Below are 18,690 nucleotides of genomic sequence, written 5' to 3'. Positions count from 1 at the left end.
GATTATTGTGAAAAAAACATTAAAACAATTAGCTGCATGGTTAAATGAGGATATGTCGGCTTACGATGATACTGTTGTATCAGGAATTTCCATTGATACAAGAACAATTCAACAGGGAGATTTATTTGTACCATTTCGTGGTGAGCATACGAATGGACACCGGTACGTGACTCAGGCATTTGAAAAAGGTGCGGGTGCTTCACTTTGGCAAAAAGATGAACCTAATCCGCCAGACGGTATACCTTTATTGTTTGTGGATGACCCAGAGATAGCCTTGCAGGAAATGGCACGAGCTTATCGACTTGAACATAAAGCTAAATTTATTGGTATTACTGGCTCTAACGGTAAAACATCAACAAAAGATATTTTAGCGGGTACGCTCGCACCATTTTTTAAAGTTCAAAAGACCATTGGTAATTTTAATAATCAACTAGGTTTACCGATTACCATTTTACAGCTTGATGAAGATACAGAGGTAGCAGTCCTTGAAATGGGAATGAGTGGATTTGGCGAAATTGAATTTTTAACGAAGCTTGCTCAGCCGCATATGACGGTTATTACAAATATTGGTGAGGCGCATATGCAGGACTTAGGCTCCCGCGCGGGTATCGCACAGGCAAAGTTTGAGATTATTCAAGGAATGCAGCCAGAGGGTCTATTATTCTATGATGGAGATGAACCATTGCTACAGGAGTTAGTGGCTAAAGAACAGCATTTAAATGCAGTAGCGTTTGGACTAGAGCCAGATAACCTTTTATATGCGGATCATATTCATGCTAATGCTAATGGTAGTAGCTTTACTACCCACGGAATGATAGAGGGTGATTTCTTTATTTCTGTACTTGGAAAGCATCAAGTAAAAAATACTTTGATAGCGATGTTAATTTCTAACCAACTAGGTTTAAATAATGAGCAAATTCGTACATCCTTAGAGCATGTCGTATTAACAGATATGAGGATGCAACAAGTCCAAGGAACAAATGGTGCGTTATTTATTAACGATGCTTATAATGCTGCCCCAACCTCTGTAAAAGCAGCAATTCAATTTATCGCTACATCAACAATTCGACCTGAGAAATGGCTTGTATTAGGGGATATGTTAGAACTTGGGCCAGATGAACAGCGTTTCCATGAAGGGCTAGCGGAGTATATAAATGAGCAAGAAATCGATTACGTTTGTCTATTTGGAGCTCGAATGACTCATCTTTATGAAGTATTAAAAGAGGACTTTGAAGCAGATCGATTGTTATATACCGAAGATGATTACACAGCTATTATTGAAAAACTAGAACTTGCTAATGAGTCATCTATCGTTTTACTAAAGGGTTCTCGTGGTATGAAATTAGAGAAAATTTTACAAGCTTTTACGTCATAGTTTTTATTGAATCGGTGGGATAAAATGCTCACCGATTCATTCGTGAAAGAGGTTTTTGTTAAACGAGGTGAGGATTTGTCAATAGGTGTACTATGCATACATGGGTTTTCAGGTGGTCCCTATGAGATAGAGCCGTTTACAACATACTTACGGACACATACAGATTGGCTCATAGTAGAACCAACATTATCGGGGCATGGTGAAGCTTTGCACATGGATGGATTTACGGCAAAGCACTGGTTAATGGATGCAGAGCTAGCCATACGGTCATTAGCTAAAAAGGTAGAAGAGATCATCGTTGTAGGATTTTCAATGGGGGGCATCATAGCTTTATACTTAGCAAAACGTTATAAGGTAAAAAAGCTAGTATTATTAAGTGCTGCTGCAAAATATGTCAGCCCTAAGCAACTGGTAAAGGATTTCAAACTGCTTGCTACAGATGCTTATCATCATAATTTAACGAATAATGAGCTGTTCTTACGTTATCGGCATAAGTTTAATAATGTCCCATTAGCTTCAACAATTGAATTTATGAAATTGGTTAAAATAGTGGAACCGTATTATCAGCATATCCAAATTCCAGTGTTTATTGTGCAAGGGAAACAGGATGGAATTGTACCATTTAACACAGCGCAATTTCTTTATGATGAATTAGCGTCTAATCATAAAATTTTGTATTTTTCTGATAATGGAAGGCATCATATATGTCTTGAGGAAGATTGCTCAGAATGGTTTCCGCGGGTTTTGCTATTTTTAAAAGGCACATGAAGTAGTCAGATTATTACGACTCATGCGTTATCGTTGCATACGTATTAAAGCCATGTTAGACTAGTGTAAGCAATGGATACATTTTGTGCGAAGACTCTTCATATTTGGTTGAAGAGTACTTTTTTTTGAACACAACGGTTTTATTCTAAAGTGAATAATTACGACAGAATCGAACCGCTCGGTAAAGACCGGGCTTTCCTTTTCATATAAGAGAGCTCTATATGAACAATCATGTAGAGAGAATTTTTAAGTAACGGAAACGTTCCACTACACAGGCTCGAATTTGCCGACAACTTCATCTGAAAATGTAACCATTTGTCAACTTAAAAGGAAAAAAAGGAGATTGAGAAGTTTGACAAATTTTTCAGAATTAAATATTAGCGAATCTACATTACGCTCTGTAAAGCGTATGGGATTTGAAGAAGCAACACCAATCCAAGAAGGTACTATTCGTTTTGCAATTGAAGGCCGCGATGTATTAGGTCAAGCGCAAACGGGTACTGGTAAAACTGCCGCTTTCGGGATTCCACTAATTGAAAAAATTGACCCAAAAAACCCTAATATCCAAGCATTGGTTATTGCTCCAACTCGTGAACTAGCTATTCAAGTATCTGAAGAGCTTTACAAGATTGGCTATGATAAACGTGTGAAATTATTATCAGTTTACGGTGGGCAAGAAATTGGCCGTCAAATCCGTGCACTGAAAAATAGACCTCAAATCATTGTTGGTACGCCAGGACGTATTATTGACCATATTAATCGTCGTACGTTAAAATTAGAAGATGTGCAAACATTAGTACTGGATGAAGCTGATGAAATGTTAAATATGGGCTTTATCGATGATATTAATGCCATCCTAGAAAACGTTCCTTCAGAGCGTCAAACATTACTGTTCTCAGCAACAATGCCGCCAGCAATCCGTAAAATTGCTGAAACATTTATGCGTGATCCAGAAATCGTAAAAATTAAAGCAAAAGAATTAACTGTTGATAATATTGATCAATATTTCGTTAAATCGGCTGAACGTGAAAAATTCGATGTTTTATCTCGTTTATTAAATGTTCACCAACCAGAACTTGCTATTATCTTTGGTCGTACAAAACGTCGTGTAGATGAGCTAGCACAAGCTTTATCAATTCGTGGCTACCTTGCTGAAGGGATTCATGGTGATTTAAGCCAAGCTAAGCGAATTTCTGTATTGCGTCAATTTAAAGAAAATAAAATTGATATCCTTGTTGCAACGGATGTAGCGGCACGTGGTCTTGATATTTCTGGTGTCACACACGTATACAACTTCGATATTCCACAAGACCCTGAATCTTATGTTCACCGTATTGGTCGTACTGGTCGTGCAGGTAAGTCAGGTCTTGCTGTTACGTTTGTAACGCCACGTGAAATGGGTTACTTACGTATCGTAGAAGAAACTACGAAGAAACGTATGACTCCACTTCGTCCGCCAACATCAGATGAAGCATTAGTAGGTCAACAACGATTAGCTCTAGATACTCTTGAGGGTCTTATTGCTAATAACAACTTAGGTGATTACCGTACACTTGCGTCAGAAATACTTGAAAATCATGATGCAATTGATGTTGTAGCAGCTGCTCTTCGCTCATTAACAAAAGAGCCAGATGATACACCGGTAACAATTTCAGAAGAACGTCCATTACCAATGCGTCGTGAACGCTCTAGCAGTAATCGCGGCGGTGGAGATCGTGGTCGCGGTGGTAATCGTAACTACGGAGGACGTCGTGACTCTCGTGGTGGAGATCGCCGTAATAGTAGTAGCAGTAGCCGTCGTGAAGGTGGTCGCCGTGAAGGAGGCCGTCGTGAAGGTGGACAAGGTCGTTCTCGTTCTCCTCGACGCCACGAAGATTAATTCTCGTAAGTGGATATTTAAACCTTGCAGTCATACTGGCTGTAAGGTTTTTTTTCGTATATAGTTGAAACAAAACAGTTATTTATTCCGTATAACCTAATATAGAAAAAGAGGAGGAACGACAATGAGAGCTCAACCAGTGCATCAAATTTCCCGTAAAGGGTTAACTGTATGGCGTTTATATGGGGTCATACAAACAGTGGTGCTATTAATAGCAGCAGGGATCGTGGGCTATGGTACTTATTATTTTGAATGGCCGACGTTTATTTACTACATAGCTGGGGCAATTGTAATATTAAGTGCCATACTGTCAATATTTATTTTTCCTAAAATTAGATGGGAACGTTGGAGATATGAGGTGAGGGAACATGAAATTGAAGTTCAACATGGCTTATTTGTAGTAAAACGTACACTCATACCAATGGTTCGCGTCCAACATGTTGATACGACACAGGGACCGATTTTAAAGAAATATGATTTAGGTAACATATCAATATCAACGGCAGCAACCGTACATACAATTCCTGCACTTATCATGGACGAAGCAGATTCACTTCGTGCTCGTATCTCTGAATTAGCAAGGGTGGCGGAAGATGATGTCTAAGGAGATTAATCGTTTACACCCTATATCAGCAGTAATTACGAGCGTCAAAGCATTAAAAAGTATGATTTTACCTATTGCAATCATTATCATAACTAACGGTTTTAATTTCTCGCTAAATTTCCGTAGTGATCATTTTTTTGATACCATTTTACTCTTCGGTGTTTGGGGTGTAGCCGCACTCCTTGCATTGATTGGAGGCATTATAAAATGGCGGACATTTGTTTATTGGTTTGAGGATGGAGAACTCCGCATCAAATATGGATTGTTTGTTAAAAAGAAGCGTTATATTCCCTTTGAACGTATTCAAAGTTTGAACTACAATGAAGGGATTTTCCACCGCATTTTTGGGTTGGTCAAAGTTCAAGTTGAAACAGCGGGTAGTAAAGGTGGCAAGCCTGAAGTAGAGCTTACCGCAATTCGTAAAGAAGCAGCAGATGTTATTGAATTAGAAATGCGTCGTGCCAAAAATGAAATAGTAAATCAACAACATGAAGAACAGACGGAGGTCGTAGATCATTCGATTTCTACGCCAGCTATTTACCATATGTCCATGCGAGACTTACTAGTGTTGGCCACAACCTCTGGTGGGATTGGTGTTGTGTTATCTGGTCTTGCTGCTATCGCCTCGCAGTTTTCAGATATTATTCCTTATGAAACTGTTTTCCATGAGTTGGCTGATTTTATCAAAGTCGGGGCCTTTTTAGTAGCGATATCGATTATGTTAATTTTAATAGTTGCCTGGGTTGTTTCTGTCCTCATTACCCTTATTAATTACTTTGACTATACAGTCCGTATCGAAGAAGATAAGCTGATTATTACTAAAGGACTTTTAGAGAAAAAGCGTATAACTTTGCCTTTAAATCGTATTCAAGCTATTCGTATTGTTGAGAATCCATTACGCCAATTAACAGGCTTTGCAACGGTTGTTGTTGAGAGTGCGGGGGGGAACGGTGAAGAAGGGAAGGATAAAAAAATTACCTTGTTCCCACTCATTAAGAAACATGATTGTATGCAGACATTAGAGGATCTTTTCCCAGATATGAATTGGAATCCTTCCTTCATTCGATCACCTAAAAAGGCAAGACCTTTCTTTTATCGCATAGATTTTATTTGGCTTGTCCCTATTATTGGAGCTTGTAGTTATTTCTTCTATCCGTATGGTCTATTGTCATTGTTACTGATTCCATTAACGATAGTACTCGGGATTTGGCAGCATAAAACGGCAGGCTATCAAATCGATGGAAAGCAGCTGGCTTTACAATATAGAGTATTCAGTCGAATAACATTGATAGTGGAGAAAAAACGTATACAATCTATGGGGAGTACACAATCGTATTTTCAAAAGAGAAAAAATGTTATGTCTATAAAAGCGACAGTCATGTCGGGAGCATCAGGTACAACTGGCAGTGTTTCAAGCCTGGAACAACAAGATGCTGAAACGATATTATCGTGGTATGAACATTAAATGGAAAGCTAATCCTTTTAAATTTTATAAAGGATTAGCTTTTTTACATACAAATATTTGGAAATAGTGTTTATAATAAAATAAATAGAACAAAAGGGGTGGGGACTATGTTTAAATATGATTTGAATGAAGACGCTTATTTGAAATTATTGGATTTAAGTGATGTTCATGATTTATTTGCATTGACTGATCGTTCAAGAGATACATTACGCGAATGGTTACCTTTTGTAGATAGTGTTCAAACAATTAAAGATACAGAGGTGTTTGTAAAAAAGGCTATGCGACAATATGCTGATAACAATGGTATACAGGCTGGAATTTATTATAATGGACAGCTGGCGGGTGTCATTGGTTATCATCAGATCAATTGGCAGCATAAATGGACAAGCATTGGTTATTGGTTAGGGAATGAGTTTGTTGGCAAAGGGCTCGTAACAAATTCAATGAAAGCATTCATTGACTATGCCTTTCATTATTTGAGGCTACATCGTATTGAAGTAAGGGTAGCGGTTGGGAACATTCGTAGCCGTACGATTCCAAAAGTGTTGGGTTTTCATGAAGAAGGTCGATTGAGGGATGCGGAGTGGCTGTATGATCATCATGTAGACCAAGTCGTTTATGGTTTAACGGCAGCTGAATGGAAGAAAATTAAGATGACCAATGAAGCTACGGTTGTCCTATAAAAGGGGATTCATATCAAAAGGAGCAGTACCATGGAATCTAATGATCGTTCATGGTGCTGCTCCTCTTTTCATTATGATCTACCAGCCATTTTTTGTTTGCGCCAGCTTAAAATTCTTTTTGGGTGCAAATAGATAAGCCCTAGAATAAATCCAGTGACTAGCCCACCTAAATGTGCAAAAACGTTTACATTCGGTTGAAGAAAAGTCATAATGACACTGATGATGATGATTGGTAAAATAAGCTTACGAAGCATTGGCATTGTTTTACGAGTATAATACACTAATGCTCCAAAAGCACCGAAAATTCCAAAAATAGCCCCACTTGCACCAAGACTCGCATAGCTACTATCGTAGAATATGTAGGTTGCCATGTTGCCTACAATACCCGATACTAAATAAATTGTAATAAAACGGGCTTTACCTGCAATTTTTTCAAGCTCTGGTCCAAAGAGATATAAGGAAAACATATTAAAAAACATATGCATAAATCCTGCATGTAAAAACATAGCAGAGAATACACGCCACCACTCACCTTTTTGAATCAGGAAATTCGCTTGAATTCCGTAATTCCACAAAAGAGTTCCTACACCGGGTAAAAGAGACAATACATAAAGAATTAAATTGATTGCTATTAACGTTGACACAACAGGGTAATACTTTGTATATTGCTTAAAATTTTCTGTTCTACTAAACATGGCTCCACCTCAATTTACAATTATTATACATGCCTTGTTGGAAATAGGTAAAGGAGAAGGTCACATGATTAAGGGAATTGGTCTTGATATTGTAGAAATAGACCGTATTGAAAAAGCGATGAAGCGTACAGATAAATTTAAAGACCGCATTTTAACAACAAGGGAAAAAATTTTATTTGATAGTTACTCAGAAACTCGTAAGGTAGAATTTTTAGCAGGGCGATTTGCTGCCAAAGAAGCGTTTTCGAAAGCGATGGGTACTGGGATAGGGGAACAATGTAAACTACATGATATGGAAATATTACGCGGAGAGGCTGGAAATCCTGTTTTATATTTTAAGGAAGAGCTTGCCCATGGTTTTGTTAGTATTACGCATTCCAAGCAATATGCAGCTGCTCAAGTAATCTTATTAGAATAGGGATGAAGTTGTCTAAAAAGGTTGGTCAGTAAATTTAAATATATTGCCTTTTCTACAAATGACATAACTGACAAATATGGTTCATATATTGTCGTAGTGGATTTGAAAGAAGAAAGGGTGAAAGCGTGGGCAACCGAATAGTTAAATGGCTCGTCTTATTTTGTACAATATTACTTCTGTCGGCATGTGGTACAGCCTCACAGGAAAAAGTGTTGAAGAAAGTGAATGGTAAATGGGGAGAGACAAATGGCTATGAATTAAATGCTACGATGGAGATTAAATCTGGTGGTGAGCCTAGAAATTATAATGTAACAGTTTGGCATACTAAACCTGATTTCTATCGAGTAGAAGTCATGGAAAGTGGAAAAGATGTTTCTCAAATGATTGTGCGTAATGCGGATGGCGTATTTGTTGTGACACCAACATTAAACAAAATGTATAAATTCCAAAGTGATTGGCCTAAGAAAAATAGTCAAGCTTATCTGATAGGAGCTCTAGCAGAAGATTTAGCAGAAGATAAAAATCTTGTCATGAAAGAGGAAGAAAAAGCATATATATTTGAAGCGGCTACTAGAAATAGCTATAAAAATAGTATGCCTCATCAGGTCATTACAGTAGATAAGAAAACATTATTACCAACTTCTGTTGTTATTATGAATGATGTGAAAGAAGAACAAATTCGAATTACATTTAAGAAAATCAAATTAGGTGTGCAACATGCTGCCAAAGAGTATGCAGTTGAGCAATTTACAGATAAAGATAACACGAAAGGTGAACAAGCTACACCAGCTGAAAAAGATGGTAAAGAAGAAAAAGAAGACAAAGAAGCAGTTGGTGCAGATGTAGAGTACCAAGAGTTCCAAACTAGCTACCCAGTATTGAATTGGGCCCAATTGGCGAATGAAAAAGTGGTTCAAGAAAGTGGGATGGAACGCGTTATCTTAACATTTGAGGGTGAAAAAGCCTTTACAGTTATGCAGCAGCCAGTGACAAAGGAAAACTCTATGCTACCAGTATCTTCACCAGGTGATCCAGTTGATTTAGGTTTTACAATAGGTGCGATCACAGATACTTCAATTAGTTGGGAAAAAGATGGTGTTGAATTCTTTGTAGCGTCCAGTAAATTAACGCGTGAAGAAATGATTGAAGTTGCTACATCCATGACGATAAGTAGTATGAAGTAACTTTACTAGCTACAGCTTTCTAGTTGAAGAAAGCTGTAGCTTATTGACAATATAAAAGTTTGTGGTTTAGAAAATGTTAAGTGATTGCCTTTAAAGTAAAAGTCTCACGACTAATAAACGTAAAATTGTACAAGCTATATAAAAAATATGTATGTAATACATAATGTTTTAATAAAAAATAAAGAGGGTATTCTTATGAAGACACAGCAATATTTTCGACCAACGAAAGCAATGATTGATTTACAAGCAATCCAACAAAACATTAAAAACTTAAAAAAATTTATACGACCTAATGTTCAAATAATTGCAGTAGTAAAGGCGAATGCATATGGTCATGGAGATGTAGCCGTAGCACAGGCAGCTCTTGAGGCTGGTGCCACAATACTTGCAGTGGCCACGCCTGATGAAGCATTACATATTCGAGCACATTTTGAAGAACCAGACATACTAATATTAGGTGCATCTCCAGTTTCCTTTGCTCCTATCGCAGCTCAACAGCGTATTATGCTTACTGTATATGCAAGTGAGTGGGTACAGCAAGCAGCACCACTATTAGCAAAGGAAGCGGAACCTTTGCAACTACATATAAAAGTAGATAGTGGTATGGGTAGAATTGGCATTCGCTCTGAGCAGGATTTGTTAGCATTGTATCAAACAATTGAGTCTATTGATAATGTAGAGCTAAATGGAATATTTACGCATTTTGCAACAGCGGATGAGAAAGATTCAACTTATTTTGATGAACAAGTACAATTTTTTGAAAGTTGTTTAGCGGTGATGCCGAAAAAGCCACTACTTGTGCATGCATCTAATACAGCAGCTTCATTAGTTAAGGATTCTAACTTGCAGTACGATGCTGTTAGATACGGGATTTCAATGTATGGTTTATCACCTTCCTCCTATGTAGAAAGTATCCTACCCTTTGCCTTACAACCTGCATTTTCACTTGAAAGTGAACTTGTTCATGTAAAGGAAATAAAAAAAGGTGAATCTGTAGGCTATGGTGCAACATATGTTGCGCCATCAAATATGTGGATTGGAACTATTCCAATAGGCTATGCAGACGGTGTTATCCGTAAGTTAGGAGGACAAGAAGTTTTAATTGATGGACAGAGAATGCCGATTGTTGGACGAATTTGTATGGACCAATGTATGGTTGCCCTTCCAAAAGCATATGCTATAGGTGAGAAGGTAACACTTATTGGCCAACAAGGACAGAACAGGATTTCGATCGATGAATGGGCAACTAAGCTTGAAACCATTAACTATGAAATACCATGCATTATCACAGCAAGAGTTCCTAGAATATACTTTTAATGAACACACTTATGCCAATATATTATAGCTTTCAATTTTTGCCAGTATGAAGAATTTGGTTAATTAATGAGCACTGGAGATTTTATTTCTTTTCCAAATGTTAGATAGATGGATCATAACTGGTAATAAGTTGCAATAATAATTATTCGTCATATACCTTCGACAGCCAACATATTTTTACAATTTGTACTTCAAATTGTCAGATATTTTGTCATTTCATGTCTTTTCAACAATATCTTTCAATGATAGAATGGGAAGTAATGAAAAGTGTATGGTTCCGTTGGAGGTGCTTGCTGTGTACGATAAAAAGTTAAGAGAAGCTACAATTGCTGTTCAAGACAGATTATTTCTACAAACAAAGGAAGTAATTGAAGGTGAATCTTTTGTGCGTTCTTTAGCGCGCAAAAATTTAATGCAGGAGCAACCAAATCAAATACGGGAAGCTATGATTAAAGGATATGTTGAAATGTCTCATATTAATTTAATGATCGCGAGTGAATGCTTGCATGCAGAATATGAAGCACAACATATGGTGGAGCGTCTCGTAAGCGGGGGATGACACTTTGAATGTAAAACGTGGTGACGTTTTTTTTGCAGATTTATCACCGGTAGTAGGCTCTGAACAAGGGGGTACTAGGCCGGTGCTGATTATTCAAAATGATATTGGCAATCGATTTAGTCCGACTGTCATCATCGCGGCTATCACTGCACAGATTCAAAAGGCAAAGTTACCGACACACGTTGAAATCAATGCTGAAAAGTATGGTTTTGAACGTGATTCGGTTATTTTGCTAGAACAAGTGCGGACAATTGATAAGTCAAGATTGACAGATCGTATTACACAACTTGATCATGCAGTAATGGAAAAAGTTGATGGTGCGTTGATGATCAGTTTAGGTCTAGTTAAATTTTGATATACATATGTGTATAGAAAGCATTGGGATAAGTGATATCTCGATGCTTTTTTTATTTATTTATTCATCAGATTTTGAAACACCTATTTCATTAGAACGTAGGAAGAGGGTTGAAATGTTTGATGTGGGAAAAAAATCTCACCGTCAGTATGCTAGGACGTATTTGATAAATGGTAGAAAAAGAATTAAGATATACACAAGATTTTTAATAAAAATAGATTATTGAAAAAATTCTTAAAGGTATATGAAAATATACATAGAATATTCCATTTATAAATTCGATATAGTTTGTGTGTAATATGTCGAATAAAAGTATAAGGGTATTACTCCGTAAGGAAATGGAGGGACAGCAGTGACAAGTAAGTCTTCGGTTGAAATTATTACAGAGTGGGATATTATTGCAGCAAGACAACTGGGGCGTAATGAGGCAAAGGCACTTGGATTTGGCACTGTTGATCAAGCTCGTATAACCACAGCTATTAGTGAATTGGCAAGGAATATCTATTTATATGCCAGAATAGGTATAATTGAAATTGAAAGAATTGAGACAGAAACTGAAAAGAAAATAGTAATTGTTGCAACTGATCAAGGACCTGGAATTAAGGATATCCGTAAAGTAACAGAAGATGGTTATTCTACTTCGGGGGGCCTCGGTGCTGGCCTTCCAGGCGTTAAGAGATTGATGGATAGCTTACACATCCAATCTGTCATGGGAGAGGGTACAACAATAAGAACCGAAAAATGGCTGCGTTAGGACGTGAAGAAATTGAAACAATTAGAAGCTCAGTATAAAAATATATTGTCAGATTATATGATGAATCAAACAGAAAATAATTTATATATTGCTCAAAATTTCACACGTCAATTAATTCAAAAAAGCATAGCCCCTGAGGATGTTGTTAGTATTCATAAAAATGCTGTGGAAGCATTATTTCCTAATCGAAATGATGAATCTCAGCCAGCATATGATTTTCTTATTGAAGTTATGGTGCACTATGGTATGGCACATCGAGAGCATCAAAGCTTACTTCAAAAACAGGCCGAATATGAATTGGAAATGAGGATTGCGACTAACATTCAAAAGACCCTATTAAAATCAGATGTGCCCGAGCTACAAAGTATTGATATAGGAATGATTTCTGTTCCTATTCGTAAAATGAATGGTGATTATGTTCATTTTTTTCATGATGGAGAAGAATATTTAAGTATGGCAGTAACTGATGTTGTAGGCAAGGGAGTACCTGCCGCTTTATGTATGTCTATGGTGAAATATGGACTTGAGACATTGGGTTATGCCTATAAAGATCCTTCATATGTTTTAGAAGTCATTAATAGGGTAATAGAAAAAGGTGTTGATGATAGTATGTTTGTTTCTATGTTCTATGGCTGCTTAGATATTCGCCAAAACATATTTTCCTATGCTTCTGCAGGACACGAACCGGCTTTACATTATAGGGCTAAGCAAGATGAATTTGTTCCATTAGAAGCTAAAGGCTTATTACTAGGTGTGTTGTCAGAAACCAAATATACATTTCATGAAATTGTCTTAGAGGAAGAGGATTTAATCATCATGATGACCGATGGCGTAACAGAATTTAGAGGGCAGGATGACTTAAATTCAAGAGATATTATTGCTACAGTCATAAAAGAAAATAAGTATTTATCAGCTCAACAATTATGTCTGCTTCTATATAGAGAGATAGAGAAAGTACAGAATTTTAAACTGAGTGATGATTTTACTGTAGTTATTTTAAAAAAAATTTAAAAATAGGTTTACGTTTTAATGAAACAGGGAACAGAAAATAGTCTAACAAATATGGTGGAGGTGTGCTATATGGACGTGACAATACATTTTAAAGAAATTGATCATAAATTATTTGGCTTTGTTGAAGGTGAAATTGATACGTTTACGGCATCTGGATTACGTGAAGAATTGGAAGCTGTGAAGATTACAGAAGGAATGGAAATTGAACTTGATTTATCCAAGGTAAATTACATGGATAGTACAGGACTCGGGATTTTTGTTGCCTTTTACAAAAGAACATTACGTGAAAATGGCAAAGTGAAGCTCGTTGGTTTATCAACTAGATTACAAAGATTGTTTGAAATTACAGGACTAAGTGATTTGATGGATATCGAAACTGATAAAAAGGTGGAATTAAGATAATGAAGGAATTTGACTATATTGAAATTAGAGTTCCTGCTAAACCGCAATTTGTCAGTGTTATTCGGTTAACTGTCTCGGGCTTAGCAAGCAGGATTGGCTTTAATTATGATGATATCGAAGACTTAAAAATTGCTGCAAGTGAGGCTGTCACTAATGTCGTCCATCACGCTTATAAAGAAGATGAAGAAGGTGAAATCGTCATCGGATGTGCGTTATACGACAATAAAATGGAATTGATGATTGCTGACTACGGCAATAGTTTTAATTTCGAGGAAATTAAGACTAAGATTGGACCGTACCATCCTGAGGAAAATATTGCTGGGCTAAGAGAAGGTGGGTTAGGACTTTATTTAATGGAAACTTTGATGGATGAGGTGATGATCAATAACGATGGTGGCGTAACTGTCTTTATGACAAAGTATGTCACTAGGGAGCAGGTGGAAAAAAATGTCGAAAGAATCACTACATAAATCTTCATCCAAGGAAGATGTATTAAAGTGGATTGAATTGTACCAATCAACGGAGGATGATGAAGCGCAAACGGATTTAGTGATTCATTATCGATATCTAGTTGAGTCAATAGCACGTAAATATTCGAATGGTAAATCTTATTATGATGATATTGTTCAAGTAGGGATGCTGGGTTTATTAGGTGCAATCAGACGTTTTGATCCAAATGTTGGCCGGAGTTTTGAGGCATTTGCTGTCCCAACAATTGTTGGGGAAATCAAGCGCTTTTTACGTGATAAAACATGGGATGTTCATGTGCCTAGACGCATAAAAGAGATAGGGCCGAGAATCAAAACAACAGTGGAGGCGCTGACTATTGAATTGCAGCGTTCTCCGTCCATTCAAGAAATTGCCGAGCGTTTAGAGGTAGCGGAGGAAGAAGTATTAGAGGCTATGGAAATGAGTCGTAGCTATCAAGCTCTTTCTATGGATCATTCAATAGAGTCAGACTCAGATGGTAGTACAGTTACACTTTTCGATATTTTGGGTAGGGAAGACGATGGTTATGAAATGACTGATAAACGAATGATTGTTTCCGAGGCAATGGTTGTTTTGAATGAAAGAGAAAAACAAATCATTCAGCTTACATATTTAGAGCAATTAAGTCAAAAAGAAGCTGGAGAACAATTAGGAATTTCTCAAATGCATGTTTCTAGAATACAAAGAAAAGCAATCAAGAAATTACAAGAGGCTATTCTAGCAAGTGGCGGTGTATCGCTCTAATCCATCAATGGGTGTGCTGTGAATCATACTAAACACCTTTTAAATGTTTCAAAATAGTCTACTCCTTTTCGTTTGGGTAGACTATTTTTTTGCATTTTTAGTAATGTGTAATGGTAAAATGAAAAGAAAAAGGTAGTGATGATGTGGAACAAAAGCAAATGTTACAGCTCATTGCAAAAGATGTAGCGGTTAAACCAGGGCAAGTTGATGCTGTTATTAAATTATTAGAAGAGGGAAATACAGTTCCGTTTATTGCGCGTTATCGAAAAGAAGTAACGGGCTCTCTTGATGAGGTGCAAATTAAAGCTGTAGAGGATCGTTATCACTACATACAGCAGCTCGAACAACGGAAAGAAGAGGTTATCCGATTAATCCAAGAGCAAGAAAAGCTTACGCCAGAATTAGAAAAATCTATTCTTTCAGCAACAGTTCTACAACGTGTAGAGGATTTATATAGACCGTACAAGCAAAAGCGACGTACGAAGGCAACCATTGCAAAAGAAAAGGGATTAGAACCACTGGCCGATCTTTTATTAGCTTTTAGTCACGATACGTTAGAGCAACTAGCCATTAAATTTGTCGATCATGATCAAGTAGCCAATGCTGAAGACGCGCTTGCAGGGGCGAGAGATATTTTGGCAGAACGCTTTGCTGATGATGCTACTATTCGAGAGAAAATTCGTACGTATTCTTTGAAAGATGGCGTACTTGTAACAAGTGTGAAAAATACAGAAATAGACGAGAAAAATGTATTTGAAATGTACTACGAATATGAGGAGCCTGTTAATCGAATTGTTCCGCATCGTATTTTAGCAATAAATCGTGGAGAAAAAGAGGATGTGTTAAAAGTTTCGATTCATGTTCCAGTGGATCGAGTATTGATGATTATGTGGAAGGAATGGATACCAGCAACGGGTTCATCCCCAGCTATTGCTGAAGTGAAGCTGGCTATCGAAGATTCATACAAGCGTTTGATTCAACCTTCTATAGAAAGAGAAATACGTAATGAGCTTACTGAAAAAGCAGAAACACAGGCGATTCATATTTTCTCAGCAAACTTACGGAATCTATTATTACAGCCGCCTATGAAAGGCAAATATGTCTTGGGCGTCGACCCAGCCTATCGTACAGGTTGTAAATTAGCTGTTGTCGACGAAACCGGGAAAATGCTAGAGGTTACCGCTATCTATCCACATCCCCCTAAACCAGATGTGGCAAAATCGAAAGCTGTTGTAAAAGCAATTTTAGCAAAATATCCAATAAGTATAATTGCTATTGGTAATGGAACAGCTTCCCGTGAAACAGAACAATTTATTGTTGATGTATTAAACGAGCTAACTACTGAAGTAGCCTACGTTATTGTGAATGAAGCGGGAGCATCTGTGTACTCAGCATCGGATATTGCTCGGGCGGAATTCCCTGATTTACAGGTTGAGCAACGAAGTGCCGTGTCTATTGCCCGACGTTTACAAGACCCTTTATCAGAGCTAGTAAAGATTGAACCAAAAGCAGTTGGAGTGGGTCAGTATCAGCATGATGTTTCTCAAAAGAAATTAAATGAATCACTAACATTTATAGTAGAAACAGCTGTTAACCAAGTGGGAGTTGATGTAAACACGGCCTCTTCATCACTTTTGCAATACGTTTCTGGATTATCAAAAACTGTTGCAGAGAATATTGTGAAGGTTCGAGAAGAAAATGGTCAATTCACTACCCGCGTGCAATTAAAAAAAATTCCAAGATTAGGTGCTAAAACCTATGAACAAGCCATTGGTTTCTTACGTATCTCCGAGGCGAAAAATCCATTTGACGCTACTGGCATCCACCCTGAAAGCTATCATCTTGCAGAACAGATTTTATCAGAGGCCAAAATCGATAAAAAAGAACTTGGAACGAAAAAAGCGGAAGAAGCAATTGCTGCTTTGGATATTCATCAATTAAGTGAAGTACTAGAGATTGGTGTTGTAACAATTCAAGATATAGTAGATACTTTAATGAAGCCAAGCCGTGATCCACGTGACGCGTTCCCGCAGCCATTGCTGAAAACAGATGTATTGAAAATGGAAGATTTAAAGGTTGGTATGGAGCTACAGGGGACTGTGCGGAATGTAGTAGACTTTGGAGCTTTTGTTGATATTGGTGTGAAGCAAGATGGACTTGTACACATATCTAAACTTCAAAATAAACGCATTAAACATCCATTAGAAGTTGTGGCGTTAGGAGATATTGTAACCGTTTGGGTAGAACAGATTGATGTTAGTAAAGGGCGAATTTCTTTAACAATGCTCCCTCCTAAAAATCAATTAATAGATTGAGTAATAAATTTTTACCACGCTGTGCATACTACACAGTGTGGTATTCTTGTTGTTGGAGGTGATCAAGTTGGACAATGAGGAACTACAACAGCTTGTATGTCGAATTTCTTTGGAAAGTTTTCAAAAGCCATTTATACACCAGGCTTACTTTAATGGAAGATTACGTTCAACAGGCGGTCGATATCTTTTACAATCACACAATATTGAAATCAATCCTAAAGCCTTTGAGTTATATGGTATTAAAGAAATCCAAGGCATTGTACTTCATGAACTATGTCATTACCACTTGCATATCGAAGGTAAAGGATATCAGCATCGAGATAAAGAATTCAGAGAACTATTAAAGAAAGTAAAGGCACCTCGTTTTTGTTCAGCGTTACATACTTCTAAACCATCAATTAAAAAGCAACGACGCTACACATATACCTGTGTTAATTGCCAGCAATTATATATAAGGAAAATTAAAATGAATGTTGAAAAGTATTGTTGTAGCAAGTGTTTGGGCAAGCTTGAATTATTAAAGTAAAAAAAATAAAAAAAAGATTGACGTATTGTTTAGTTATCCCTATAATAGTAAAAGTCGACAAGATAACGACGACAATATAACACTTATTATTCCGAAGTAGCTCAGTTGGTAGTAGCACCTGACTGTTAATCAGGTTGTCGCAGGTTCGAGTCCTGCCTTCGGAGCCATGGCCCCTTGGTCAAGTGGTTAAGACACCGCCCTTTCACGGCGGTAACACGGGTTCGAATCCCGTAGGGGTCATTTTCATCATTTACTTTACAATAATATTGGTCCCGTGGTGTAGCGGTTAACATGCCTGCCTGTCACGCAGGAGATCGCCGGTTCGATCCCGGTCGGGACCGCCACTTATTGGGGTATAGCCAAGCGGTAAGGCAACGGATTTTGATTCCGTCATGCCTAGGTTCGAATCCTAGTACCCCAGCCATTCATTTCTTAATTTGAGCCATTAGCTCAGTTGGTAGAGCATCTGACTTTTAATCAGAGGGTCGAAGGTTCGAGTCCTTCATGGCTCATCTTTTATAAGAAAAAGGTTGACTTTCTATTATTATATAGTACAATGAGAAAGTTACTAATTGAATGCGGTCGTGGCGGAACGGCAGACGCGCTAGGTTGAGGGCCTAGTGGGGGCAACCCCGTGGAGGTTCAAGTCCTCTCGGCCGCACCAAAGTCACTTACAAAATCAATTAATTTATATGCGCCCGTAGCTCAATTGGATAGAGCGTCTGACTACGGATCAGAAGGTTGTGGGTTCGACTCCTGCCGGGCGCGCCATATTTTATTAAATAATGCGGGTGTAGTTTAATGGTAAAACCTCAGCCTTCCAAGCTGATGTCGTGAGTTCGATTCTCATCACCCGCTCCAAAAAAAGCATTGACAACCTCTTGGTTGTTTGATAAGATTAAATAGTTGTCTGATTTGACAATGCTATGAACCTTGAAAACTGAACAAGCAAAACGTAATCAATAAAGTTTTAAGTAGCTAGCCTAGCTAGTGAACAAAACAAAATTTTGGACATCAAAATGATGCCAGCAAAACAATTTGAGCTAATCAAATTTCTTTTATGGAGAGTTTGATCCTGGCTCAGGACGAACGCTGGCGGCGTGCCTAATACATGCAAGTCGAGCGAACAGAGAAGGAGCTTGCTCCT

The 18,690-nt window shown here is 37.6% G+C and carries 19 protein-coding genes, 8 tRNA genes and 1 rRNA gene; 27 read left to right on the top strand and 1 reads right to left on the bottom strand.

Going from position 1 to position 18,690, the window contains the following annotated elements:
• The first annotated feature begins 7 nt into the window (after positions 1 to 7).
• The 6 genes from AC3CH7_RS19345 to AC3CH7_RS19320 all read left to right on the top strand — a co-directional run bounded on the left by AC3CH7_RS19345 (position 8) and on the right by AC3CH7_RS19320 (position 6,774).
• Complete coding sequence (locus AC3CH7_RS19345; protein ID WP_036164789.1) at positions 8 to 1,375, top strand: UDP-N-acetylmuramoyl-tripeptide--D-alanyl-D-alanine ligase; 1,368 nt, start codon at positions 8 to 10, stop codon at positions 1,373 to 1,375.
• Positions 1,376 to 1,450: 75 nt separating this feature from the next.
• Complete coding sequence (locus AC3CH7_RS19340; protein WP_031416489.1) at positions 1,451 to 2,143, top strand: alpha/beta hydrolase; 693 nt, start codon at positions 1,451 to 1,453, stop codon at positions 2,141 to 2,143.
• 352 nt (positions 2,144 to 2,495) lie between these two features.
• Positions 2,496 to 4,022 carry a degradosome RNA helicase CshA gene (gene cshA, locus AC3CH7_RS19335; RefSeq protein WP_012295794.1) on the top strand — a complete coding sequence of 509 codons (1,527 nt, stop codon included), beginning with the start codon at positions 2,496 to 2,498 and terminating at the stop codon, positions 4,020 to 4,022.
• 124 nt (positions 4,023 to 4,146) lie between these two features.
• Positions 4,147 to 4,626, top strand: a complete 480-nt coding sequence (locus AC3CH7_RS19330; protein ID WP_031416488.1) for a PH domain-containing protein — start codon at positions 4,147 to 4,149, stop codon at positions 4,624 to 4,626.
• On the top strand, positions 4,619 to 6,091 hold the full coding sequence (locus AC3CH7_RS19325) for a PH domain-containing protein (protein WP_012295792.1): 1,473 nt from the start codon (positions 4,619 to 4,621) through the stop codon (positions 6,089 to 6,091). Before AC3CH7_RS19330 ends, AC3CH7_RS19325 begins: the two co-directional genes overlap by 8 nt.
• A 107-nt stretch (positions 6,092 to 6,198) precedes the next feature.
• Positions 6,199 to 6,774 carry a GNAT family N-acetyltransferase gene (locus AC3CH7_RS19320; RefSeq protein ID WP_031416486.1) on the top strand — a complete coding sequence of 192 codons (576 nt, stop codon included), beginning with the start codon at positions 6,199 to 6,201 and terminating at the stop codon, positions 6,772 to 6,774.
• Between the two features lie 71 nt (positions 6,775 to 6,845).
• On the opposite strand, the gene AC3CH7_RS19315 is transcribed toward AC3CH7_RS19320, so the two are convergent.
• Positions 6,846 to 7,469, bottom strand: a complete 624-nt coding sequence (locus AC3CH7_RS19315) for a rhomboid family intramembrane serine protease (RefSeq protein ID WP_031416485.1) — start codon at positions 7,467 to 7,469, stop codon at positions 6,846 to 6,848.
• A 64-nt stretch (positions 7,470 to 7,533) separates the two neighbouring features.
• On the opposite strand from AC3CH7_RS19315, the gene acpS reads away from it, so the two are divergent.
• The 21 genes from acpS to AC3CH7_RS19210 all read left to right on the top strand — a co-directional run.
• Positions 7,534 to 7,887, top strand: a complete 354-nt coding sequence (acpS, locus tag AC3CH7_RS19310; RefSeq protein ID WP_031416484.1) for a holo-ACP synthase — start codon at positions 7,534 to 7,536, stop codon at positions 7,885 to 7,887.
• A gap of 125 nt (positions 7,888 to 8,012) precedes the next feature.
• Positions 8,013 to 9,071, top strand: coding sequence for a LolA family protein (locus tag AC3CH7_RS19305; RefSeq protein WP_012295787.1), 1,059 nt, complete (start codon positions 8,013 to 8,015; stop codon positions 9,069 to 9,071).
• Positions 9,072 to 9,266: 195 nt separating this feature from the next.
• Positions 9,267 to 10,388: an alanine racemase gene (gene alr, locus AC3CH7_RS19300; protein ID WP_488381835.1), complete on the top strand. Its 1,122-nt coding sequence runs from the start codon at positions 9,267 to 9,269 to the stop codon at positions 10,386 to 10,388.
• A gap of 295 nt (positions 10,389 to 10,683) precedes the next feature.
• Complete coding sequence (locus AC3CH7_RS19295; protein ID WP_036162355.1) at positions 10,684 to 10,947, top strand: hypothetical protein; 264 nt, start codon at positions 10,684 to 10,686, stop codon at positions 10,945 to 10,947.
• A gap of 4 nt (positions 10,948 to 10,951) precedes the next feature.
• On the top strand, positions 10,952 to 11,302 hold the full coding sequence (locus AC3CH7_RS19290; RefSeq protein WP_008177055.1) for a type II toxin-antitoxin system PemK/MazF family toxin: 351 nt from the start codon (positions 10,952 to 10,954) through the stop codon (positions 11,300 to 11,302).
• 352 nt (positions 11,303 to 11,654) lie between these two features.
• Positions 11,655 to 12,056 carry an anti-sigma regulatory factor gene (locus AC3CH7_RS19285; protein ID WP_012295785.1) on the top strand — a complete coding sequence of 134 codons (402 nt, stop codon included), beginning with the start codon at positions 11,655 to 11,657 and terminating at the stop codon, positions 12,054 to 12,056.
• 12 nt (positions 12,057 to 12,068) lie between these two features.
• A complete protein-coding gene (locus tag AC3CH7_RS19280) occupies positions 12,069 to 13,067 on the top strand; it encodes a PP2C family protein-serine/threonine phosphatase (protein WP_036164783.1) in 999 nt (332 codons plus the stop codon).
• A 69-nt stretch (positions 13,068 to 13,136) separates the two neighbouring features.
• Positions 13,137 to 13,469 carry an STAS domain-containing protein gene (locus AC3CH7_RS19275; protein ID WP_031416479.1) on the top strand — a complete coding sequence of 111 codons (333 nt, stop codon included), beginning with the start codon at positions 13,137 to 13,139 and terminating at the stop codon, positions 13,467 to 13,469.
• Positions 13,469 to 13,939 carry an anti-sigma B factor RsbW gene (gene rsbW, locus AC3CH7_RS19270; protein ID WP_008177047.1) on the top strand — a complete coding sequence of 157 codons (471 nt, stop codon included), beginning with the start codon at positions 13,469 to 13,471 and terminating at the stop codon, positions 13,937 to 13,939. Before AC3CH7_RS19275 ends, rsbW begins: the two co-directional genes overlap by 1 nt.
• Positions 13,917 to 14,702: an RNA polymerase sigma factor SigB gene (gene sigB, locus AC3CH7_RS19265; RefSeq protein WP_488381834.1), complete on the top strand. Its 786-nt coding sequence runs from the start codon at positions 13,917 to 13,919 to the stop codon at positions 14,700 to 14,702. Before rsbW ends, sigB begins: the two co-directional genes overlap by 23 nt.
• 143 nt (positions 14,703 to 14,845) lie before the next feature.
• A complete protein-coding gene (locus tag AC3CH7_RS19260) occupies positions 14,846 to 17,017 on the top strand; it encodes a Tex family protein (protein WP_488381833.1) in 2,172 nt (723 codons plus the stop codon).
• 67 nt (positions 17,018 to 17,084) lie between these two features.
• The gene (locus AC3CH7_RS19255) at positions 17,085 to 17,543 is read left to right on the top strand and encodes a SprT family protein (RefSeq protein ID WP_012295780.1); all 459 of its coding nucleotides are present in this window, start codon (positions 17,085 to 17,087) and stop codon (positions 17,541 to 17,543) included.
• Positions 17,544 to 17,633: 90 nt separating this feature from the next.
• Positions 17,634 to 17,710: transfer RNA gene (locus AC3CH7_RS19250), tRNA-Asn, on the top strand.
• A 1-nt stretch (position 17,711) separates the two neighbouring features.
• A tRNA-Glu gene (locus tag AC3CH7_RS19245) sits at positions 17,712 to 17,783 on the top strand.
• 28 nt (positions 17,784 to 17,811) lie between these two features.
• Positions 17,812 to 17,887, top strand: a tRNA-Asp gene (locus tag AC3CH7_RS19240).
• A gap of 5 nt (positions 17,888 to 17,892) precedes the next feature.
• Positions 17,893 to 17,967, top strand: a tRNA-Gln gene (locus AC3CH7_RS19235).
• A 15-nt stretch (positions 17,968 to 17,982) separates the two neighbouring features.
• Positions 17,983 to 18,055, top strand: a tRNA-Lys gene (locus AC3CH7_RS19230).
• Between the two features lie 66 nt (positions 18,056 to 18,121).
• A tRNA-Leu gene (locus AC3CH7_RS19225) sits at positions 18,122 to 18,207 on the top strand.
• Between the two features lie 30 nt (positions 18,208 to 18,237).
• Positions 18,238 to 18,314 (top strand) — tRNA-Arg (locus tag AC3CH7_RS19220).
• Between the two features lie 16 nt (positions 18,315 to 18,330).
• Positions 18,331 to 18,404 (top strand) — tRNA-Gly (locus tag AC3CH7_RS19215).
• 196 nt (positions 18,405 to 18,600) lie between these two features.
• A 16S ribosomal RNA gene (locus AC3CH7_RS19210) occupies positions 18,601 to 18,690 on the top strand; the annotation flags it as partial.

The organism is Lysinibacillus sp. F12, from assembly GCF_057773605.1.
Note: the sequence above shows the minus strand (reverse complement) of the source record. Positions and strands in the feature narration are given on the sequence as shown.

Bases quoted from the DNA above. Each gene is read 5' to 3' on its own strand.
- sigB (WP_488381834.1), top strand. From the start codon at position 13,917: ATGTCGAAAGAATCACTACATAAATCTTCATCCAAGGAAGATGTATTA.
- alr (WP_488381835.1), top strand. From the start codon at position 9,267: ATGAAGACACAGCAATATTTTCGACCAACGAAAGCAATGATTGATTTA.
- AC3CH7_RS19275 (WP_031416479.1), top strand. From the start codon at position 13,137: ATGGACGTGACAATACATTTTAAAGAAATTGATCATAAATTATTTGGC.
- AC3CH7_RS19315 (WP_031416485.1), bottom strand. From the start codon at position 7,469: ATGTTTAGTAGAACAGAAAATTTTAAGCAATATACAAAGTATTACCCT.
- rsbW (WP_008177047.1), top strand. From the start codon at position 13,469: ATGAAGGAATTTGACTATATTGAAATTAGAGTTCCTGCTAAACCGCAA.
- AC3CH7_RS19320 (WP_031416486.1), top strand. From the start codon at position 6,199: ATGTTTAAATATGATTTGAATGAAGACGCTTATTTGAAATTATTGGAT.
- AC3CH7_RS19325 (WP_012295792.1), top strand. From the start codon at position 4,619: ATGTCTAAGGAGATTAATCGTTTACACCCTATATCAGCAGTAATTACG.
- acpS (WP_031416484.1), top strand. From the start codon at position 7,534: ATGATTAAGGGAATTGGTCTTGATATTGTAGAAATAGACCGTATTGAA.
- AC3CH7_RS19330 (WP_031416488.1), top strand. From the start codon at position 4,147: ATGAGAGCTCAACCAGTGCATCAAATTTCCCGTAAAGGGTTAACTGTA.